We start from the raw sequence: 7,136 nt of genomic DNA, 5'->3' as shown, positions 1-7,136 counted from the left end.
GCATGGTGATCAGCCCAAATTTGTACCACCTTGAGTCGTACCACAGCGACATGTCGTAGTCGCGTCCGCTCGACCCCGCATGGCTGCCTGATGTTTCAAGTGTAGTTGCCATTTTGATTACTCCTTGTTACCAATAGTTAAGAATCCTACCAACTTTTAGCAGCGAAATGAATCCGCAGGCTATTTTAGACTTTGATACTTCTGTGTAGTTCCCACAAATATACTGTGGTTTTTCCTGTAACTTTTTTGGATCAGGTATAAAACAGTCGTATCTGTATATAAGACAATTGAACTGGACAAACGATCCTGCGCGAACCTGTATATCGTGATGACATTGGATCGTGGCGTTTTATCCGCCCTGATAAAGGCAGAAGCCGGTAAAATCGCGGCTGCAACCTCGATCAAGTCGGATAAGTTCCACGATGGGCGCGGTGAACGCATGCGCAGAGTAAATTGTGGCTTCTGAGACTCACATTGATCCAACCCGCTTGTTCACTGCTATCGAGAAACATTATGAATTTTTTAGAACGATTCTATTTCTTGTTGCTGCTTTCCTTGTTCGCTTCCATTGCGGAGGCTGGAGCGATTAGCAGCCTCAAAACTTTCGTCCAGGATACGCGTACTGTTCGCGCGGCGTTTGTCCAGACGGTGCTGGACAAAAATACGCGTGTGGTACAAAGAGGGGGCGGTACCATGCAATTCGAGCGTCCCGGAAAATTTCGATGGGTATACGAAAAGCCATACGAACAATTGATTGTCGGCGACGGCGCCCGGATATGGTTTTACGATCGCGATCTTGATCAGGTGACGGTACGCAAGCTGGATCTTGCCATCGGCACCAGCCCTGCTGCGCTACTCGCGGGCAGCAGCAATATCGAGGCCAATTTTGATCTGGTTGAAATTGGGTTACAGGGGGATACAGAATGGCTTGAAGCAAAGCCCAAAGCCAAGGAGGGCACTTTTGAATGGGTGCGCTTGGGATTTTCCCCGGCAGGCGAATTGAAAGCGATGGAGCTGCACGATAACTTTGGTCAGACTACGGTACTCACATTTTTCCAGGTGGAACAAAACCCCAAGCTTTCGGCAGAGTTGTTCAAGTTCAGTCCCCCCGAAGGAGCGGACGTAATCAGTGATTGATTTGTTCGAAAAGCGAGAGCCTGCAGCACCTCTTGCAGAACGATTGCGTCCTCAGGAACTGGGAGAGGTTGTGGGGCAATCGCACTTGCTTGGGGCGGGGAGGCCATTGCGGCTTGCGTTTGAATCCGGGAAGCCTCACTCAATGATATTGTGGGGACCGCCCGGCACCGGCAAAACAACGTTGGCGAGACTGATGGCGCAGGCGTTTGACGCCGAATTCATCGCGCTGTCGGCGGTATTGTCGGGCGTCAAGGATATCCGTGAGGCGATAGAACGAGCGCAAGCTGTATTGCAGCAATCGGGTCGACACACTATTCTGTTCGTGGATGAGGTGCATCGCTTCAACAAGTCACAGCAGGATGCGTTTCTGCCGTATGTCGAACAGGGCTTAGTGACATTCATCGGTGCCACCACCGAGAATCCCTCGTTTGAGGTCAACAGCGCACTATTGTCACGCGCACAGGTTTATGTACTCACCGCGTTATCGGAAGACGAGCTCACGATCCTGTTTGAACGAGCGATAGATCTGGCATTGCCGGAATTGAGTTTTACCAATGACGCCAGATGTTTGTTGATTGGATATGCGGATGGCGACGCGCGGCGCTTACTCAATTTTCTGGAACAAATAAAAACCGCGGCAGCCATTGGTGGAGTTACCGAAATAGCCACAGATTATGTCGCTAATGCACTCTTTCGCGGTGCGCACCGTTTCGATAAAGGCGGTGATGAATTCTATGATCAGATTTCGGCGTTGCATAAATCGCTACGCGGCTCCAACCCGGATGCCGCGCTATACTGGATGTGCCGCATGCTGGACGGAGGCGCCGATCCGCTTTATATTGGGCGGCGGTTGATTCGCGCGGCGGTGGAGGACATAGGTTTGGCCGATCCGCGCGCATTGCGGGTTGCCCTGGATGCCACCGAGACATACGAACGGCTGGGGAGTCCGGAGGGAGAGTTATCCTTGGCACAAGCAACACTGTATCTGGCTTGCGCACCGAAGAGTAATGCCGCCTACCTTGCGTATAATAAAGCCCGGTCTTTCATAGGCAGCAACCCGTCACACCGCGTACCCGAGCATTTGCGTAATGCGCCCACCAAGCTGATGAAGGAATTAGGCTATGGACAGGAGTATCGCTATGCTCATGACGATCCGGAAGCCTACGCCGCCGGGGAGAATTATTTTCCGGAAGGCATGCCAGAGGTTAAATTTTACCAACCGACCGTGCGTGGGCTGGAAGGGAAAATTTCGGAAAAGCTGGCGTATTTGCGCGAATTAGACAGGCAGGCAAAGAAGATGCCGTAAACAGTTGCGCTTATCAGAACCCGGCGCAAGACACGTTTTTTGGAGTTTGCATGTTAGATATTCAGCTATTACGTACCGATCTGGAAAATGTCGTCAGGCTTCTTGCCAAACGTGGCCATACTTTTCCGGTTACGGAATTCAACTCGCTGGAAGCGGAACGCAAAACGCTTCAGACTCACACTCAGGAACTGCAAGCGCGGCGTAATGCCGTCTCCAGACAGATTGGCAATGCCAAAGGCAGAGGCGAGGATGTTACCGCTATCCTGGCGGAGGTGGAAAATCTTGGCGATGACCTTAGGCAGGCCGAAACGCGCCTTGAACAAACCCAAACCGCGTTGCAGCATATATTGCTCCAGATTCCCAACCTTTCGCATACCAGTGTACCGGAAGGCACAAGCGAAACCGATAATCGAGAAGTACGCCGTTGGGGAACGCCGCGCGCGTTCGAGTTTTCGGTGAGTGATCATGTGAGCATTGGCGAGAGCCTGGGACTGCTCGATTTTCCAACCGCTGTAAAACTGAGCGGTGCACGCTTCAGCCTCATGACAGGCGGACTGGCGCGACTTCATCGCGCGCTTGCGCAGTTTATGCTGGATACCCACACGCAGGAGCATGGTTACACCGAGGCCTACGTGCCGTACCTGGTTAATGCGGAGAGCTTACAGGGCACCGGGCAGCTGCCAAAATTCAAGGAGGATTTATTCGAGATTCCTCGACGGAGAGTTAATCCGGCTGAATCTCATCCACAAAGTGAGAGCGATCAAGGCCGATTACCCGCGAACCCGCAATATCGGCTGGACGATGATAATTTGTATTTGATTCCCACTGCGGAGGTTCCGCTCAGTAACATTGTGCGTGATAAGATTGTTGCATGCGAATCCCTTCCCATTAAGCTCACCGCGCATACGCCATGCTTTCGCTCCGAAGCGGGCAGCTATGGCAGAGACACGCGCGGTATGATCCGCCAGCATCAGTTCGACAAGGTGGAGTTGGTCCAGCTTGTCCATCCGCAACAGTCTTATGAAGCGCTGGAGGAGCTTACCGGTCATGCTGAAAAGATTCTCCAAAAACTGGAGCTGCCTTATCGTGTAATGGTGCTATGTACCGCCGACATGGGTTTTGCAGCTGCCAAGACTTACGATATTGAAGTATGGCTGCCTGCGCAAAATGCCTATCGTGAAATTTCCTCATGCAGTAATTGTGAAGCATTTCAGGCACGGCGTATGCAAGCACGCTTTCGCAATGAGAAAGGTAAGCCGGAACTATTGCATACCCTCAATGGTTCGGGGCTGGCGGTGGGACGAACGCTGGTGGCGATTCTTGAAAACTTTCAGAATGCCGATGGCAGCTTGTCGATTCCCAAGGTCCTGCAATCCTACATGGGCGGCCTTGACCGGCTCGCGCGCAAGCCGGAAAAGTAAATTACACATCAATTATTTCATCATTCAAGGAGGTCTTACCATGCAGAAGAAAACTGGAGGCAGAACCGCCCATGACGCAACGGCCGACATATCGGCGCTTGAGGCTGAGGTTCGTGGTGCTGTTGCAAAGGGCGATAATGTTCAGCAGACGGTTCGGGACCTGACAGTCAAGGTACTCAGCACGCAAAACCGGGATCTCGAATCCCTGCGGCGCATTATGACGGCGGTGATGCAAGGCGTGCATGATGGCGCGCAGCAAAAGCTGCAACATACCTCAGCCCACACGCAAACAGCGTTGACACCCATCCGCGATGCGGTTGCCGGACTGGATGCCGCGCTGGCACAGTTTGCCGAAGCGTCGAAGCTGGCTTTGGAGGAAGCCGCAGGCCGCGCGCAGAAATTTTCCAATGAAGAACTCACCCGAGCGCGCGGCGAACTGGAAAGCGTTGAAAATCTTTTCCTTGAAACCGTGCAGGCATCGGCTTCCACCGCCCAGAAAGTCGTGTCGGAAACCTTGCACGATTTGGTCGCGCACGCGAAGCACAATGGAACCGCTGTCGGTTCTCAGTTGAAGGACACCCTCGCGACATTCAACCACGAGATAACCTCGGCCGGTCAAACCCGGCTTGAAGCCGGCCTGCAATTGACCCACGCCATCACGGATCTCATGCGCCAGGTGGCCGCTGGTTTACTCACCGGCATTGCAGAGCGGGTTAAGCCAGACGATAAGGCCAAGAAGCCGGGCTAGCCGGCTTCCCTTCAGACGCTGCATCCATCTTCGTCACAAACAGTATTTCCGCTGCCTGTCCCGGTCGTCGCGGGTCTGGCCGCGGGCTCATCCACTTCAATCTCTTCAGAAAGTAATGCGCCGATCGAGAATCCAACCGAAAGATCGCTCACATGCCCAAATTTATGCAGGCGAATACGCCCGGATTTGTCGATCAGGATAAGGGTCGGCGTTCCCTGCATCTGGTACGCGCGCATTGTGAGTGGCACGCCTTTTGGCTCTCCATCTGGCTCCCCATCATATTTATCGATTCCAATAGGAAAACGCAATCGATACTCGTACACGAATACTTCAAGTGCATCACGGCCCATTACAGCGTGATGCTCAAAGACGGTATGCAGCCCGATCACCGCAACCCGGTCGGGATCAAATTCCTGGGATATCCTCTGGGCTTGCGGAATACCGACCTGTACGCAACCCGGACAGAAAATTTGAAAGGTATGAAGAGCGACCACTTTGCCACGCAATGACGCCAACGTAAGCGGTTGCGTGGTGTTGAGCCATCCCGAAGTCTGTAGCTCCGGTGCTGCGTTTGCGCTGATGATGTTCGCGGTTTCTGCCATTTTTATACCCCCAATGGGGTCCCATTAAAAAAGTTGAGGAAACCGAATAATTATTGCACGAGTTAAAAGTTTTCGCTCGCTCGTTTGCCCGCCCCTCATGATTATCCATTGATAATAGCGGATCCATCTCGTTCACTATTCACGAGAAATGTAATCAATGTTTATCCAGCTGTAAGCTCCCGTCAGTGGCCTGAACGCATTGATATGTCGACGCCCAGCGCTCTAGGTGGGATTGAGACAAGTCATGCGGATGGTTCCCGGCAGCCATGTGAAATCATGCCATCGAAATAAATGCTTTATTTTAACCTTGTTGACAATAGGGATTTGACAATAGAATAACTTGATTTGGTATGAAAGGCGTTTTCAGCGAATAAATCATACGCATTGCTGGTGCATGATCGCAGCAGTGATGTAAGAAATAGAGATGGAAGGTAATTTGCTACGGCTTCTGCTTTGGAGCGTGCGATGTAAAGAAGAAAACGAGCGCGTCGCGAGAGGATAAATTCCTATCCCGGATGGAAATCGCCACAATCCAAATAGGGTAAAATTACCCTATTTTGAAGAGGGAAAAATACCGCTTTTTAGAATAGGGGCATTATTAATTTTGGCTAGGAAGGCGCGTTTCTTTCTTGTACGTGTAATTTTCGTGTGGTAGAATTTTGTTCTGATCTATTTGCGGCATCCAGCATAAAAAACAGCGCCGAATGCATAGAAATTGCTGTTAATACGGAATGAATCTGTTCTGATTGCTTGAGAAATGAAAGGAGAGTAATTTCTTCAAAAACCGTGACTTAGCTGAATAAGTAAGATTAAATAGTTTAGCGGAAGAATGCTTTTTAATTAAAAAATAATTGAAGGGCATATTCATGGCATCGAAATTACGGTTGCATCCACGGGTCGATTTTACCGTATCTTTTTTCAATTCCGAATTCGTATCAAGCAAGAAAATTTCATTGTCCGGATTTAATTAAGAAACAGACTTTGAATTTTTTTAGTTGAAACTTTGAACTTATAGACTTGCCTCTTATTCTTAGTGTTCTGCAGCAGCTATAAGGCCATAGAATAACATAATTACTGACATTCGCAATAGGGTTATTTTGGCGGAATAGAGGTTGAGAAAATACTTTTATGTGCGTGGGAATATCTCATGGGTATCAGTCTAGGCAAGGATAATCTGGAGACCATCTCACGGGGCGGGACCTAACATCGGGTTTTTGTAATTATCATTGGGTCGTACTGTTATCAGTAATCAAGTGGGGGGAAATATGAGTAGTAAAGTAACAGCAGCGCTGGCAGGAGCCCTGACGCTCGCCATGTATTCCGGACTGGGAATGGCGGCGGCGGATCCCTACCAGTTGAACTTGCCCGAGCCGCAGACGATCATTGCCAGGCAGATATATGATCAGCATACGCTGGCCTTATGGATATGCCTGGTTATTTTTATCGGCGTATTTGGCACCATGTTTTATTCGGTGCTCAAGCACCGCAAGGATGCGGGTTACAAAGCTGCGAATTTCCATCACAGCACCACGGTGGAGATCATCTGGACCATCATCCCGTTCTTCATTCTGATTGGCATGGCTTATCCGGCCACCAAGACCATCATCGCCATGAAAGACACCTCCAGTCCGGACATCACCATCAAGACGACGGGCTACCAGTGGAAATGGGGGTACGACTACATTACAGGCGAGGGGGAAGGCATCAGCTTCCTGAGTGCATTGTCCACTCCCCGGGCGCAGCAGGAGAACAAGGAAGCCAAGGGCGAGAACTACCTGCTGGAAGTGGATAACCCGCTGGTGGTGCCGACAGGCAAGAAGATACGGATACTGCTCACCGCCAACGACGTGATCCACGCCTGGTGGGTTCCGGCATTAGGAGCCAAGCAGGACGCCATTCCCGGTTTCATCCGCGACACCTGG

General features: G+C 50.9%; 6 protein-coding genes. 5 read left to right on the top strand and 1 reads right to left on the bottom strand.

What is annotated here, in order from left to right:
* The first annotated feature begins 513 nt into the window (after positions 1–513).
* From lolA to BLO43_RS16000, 4 genes are read left to right on the top strand one after another with little or no spacing between them, the layout of a single operon-like run.
* Positions 514–1,137, top strand: a complete 624-nt coding sequence (gene lolA, locus BLO43_RS16015; RefSeq protein ID WP_090908030.1) for an outer membrane lipoprotein periplasmic chaperone LolA — start codon at positions 514–516, stop codon at positions 1,135–1,137.
* Entirely contained in the window at positions 1,130–2,443 is a 1,314-nt protein-coding gene (locus tag BLO43_RS16010) for a replication-associated recombination protein A (RefSeq protein ID WP_090908028.1), read from the top strand. Before lolA ends, BLO43_RS16010 begins: the two co-directional genes overlap by 8 nt.
* A 50-nt stretch (positions 2,444–2,493) precedes the next feature.
* The gene (gene serS / locus BLO43_RS16005) at positions 2,494–3,864 is read left to right on the top strand and encodes a serine--tRNA ligase (RefSeq protein ID WP_090908026.1); all 1,371 of its coding nucleotides are present in this window, start codon (positions 2,494–2,496) and stop codon (positions 3,862–3,864) included.
* A gap of 40 nt (positions 3,865–3,904) precedes the next feature.
* Positions 3,905–4,612, top strand: coding sequence for a DUF6781 family protein (locus BLO43_RS16000; protein ID WP_090908024.1), 708 nt, complete (start codon positions 3,905–3,907; stop codon positions 4,610–4,612).
* Between the two features lie 11 nt (positions 4,613–4,623).
* On the opposite strand, the gene BLO43_RS15995 is transcribed toward BLO43_RS16000, so the two are convergent.
* Entirely contained in the window at positions 4,624–5,214 is a 591-nt protein-coding gene (locus BLO43_RS15995) for a redoxin domain-containing protein (RefSeq protein WP_090908023.1), read from the bottom strand.
* Between the two features lie 1,265 nt (positions 5,215–6,479).
* Here BLO43_RS15995 and BLO43_RS15985 point away from each other — a divergent pair.
* Positions 6,480–7,136, top strand: a 657-nt coding sequence (locus BLO43_RS15985; RefSeq protein ID WP_139149313.1) for a cytochrome c oxidase subunit II, incomplete at its 3' end; no start/stop codon positions are given.

Source organism: Nitrosospira sp. Nsp13, assembly GCF_900101945.1.
In the GTDB taxonomy this organism is placed as follows: domain Bacteria; phylum Pseudomonadota; class Gammaproteobacteria; order Burkholderiales; family Nitrosomonadaceae; genus Nitrosospira; species Nitrosospira multiformis_D.
The sequence above is the reverse complement of the archived record's forward strand: the minus strand, read 5'-3'. Positions and strand labels throughout refer to the sequence as shown.

Bases quoted from the DNA above. Each gene is read 5' to 3' on its own strand.
- lolA (WP_090908030.1), top strand. From the start codon at position 514: ATGAATTTTTTAGAACGATTCTATTTCTTGTTGCTGCTTTCCTTGTTC.
- serS (WP_090908026.1), top strand. From the start codon at position 2,494: ATGTTAGATATTCAGCTATTACGTACCGATCTGGAAAATGTCGTCAGG.
- BLO43_RS16000 (WP_090908024.1), top strand. From the start codon at position 3,905: ATGCAGAAGAAAACTGGAGGCAGAACCGCCCATGACGCAACGGCCGAC.
- BLO43_RS15995 (WP_090908023.1), bottom strand. From the start codon at position 5,214: ATGGCAGAAACCGCGAACATCATCAGCGCAAACGCAGCACCGGAGCTA.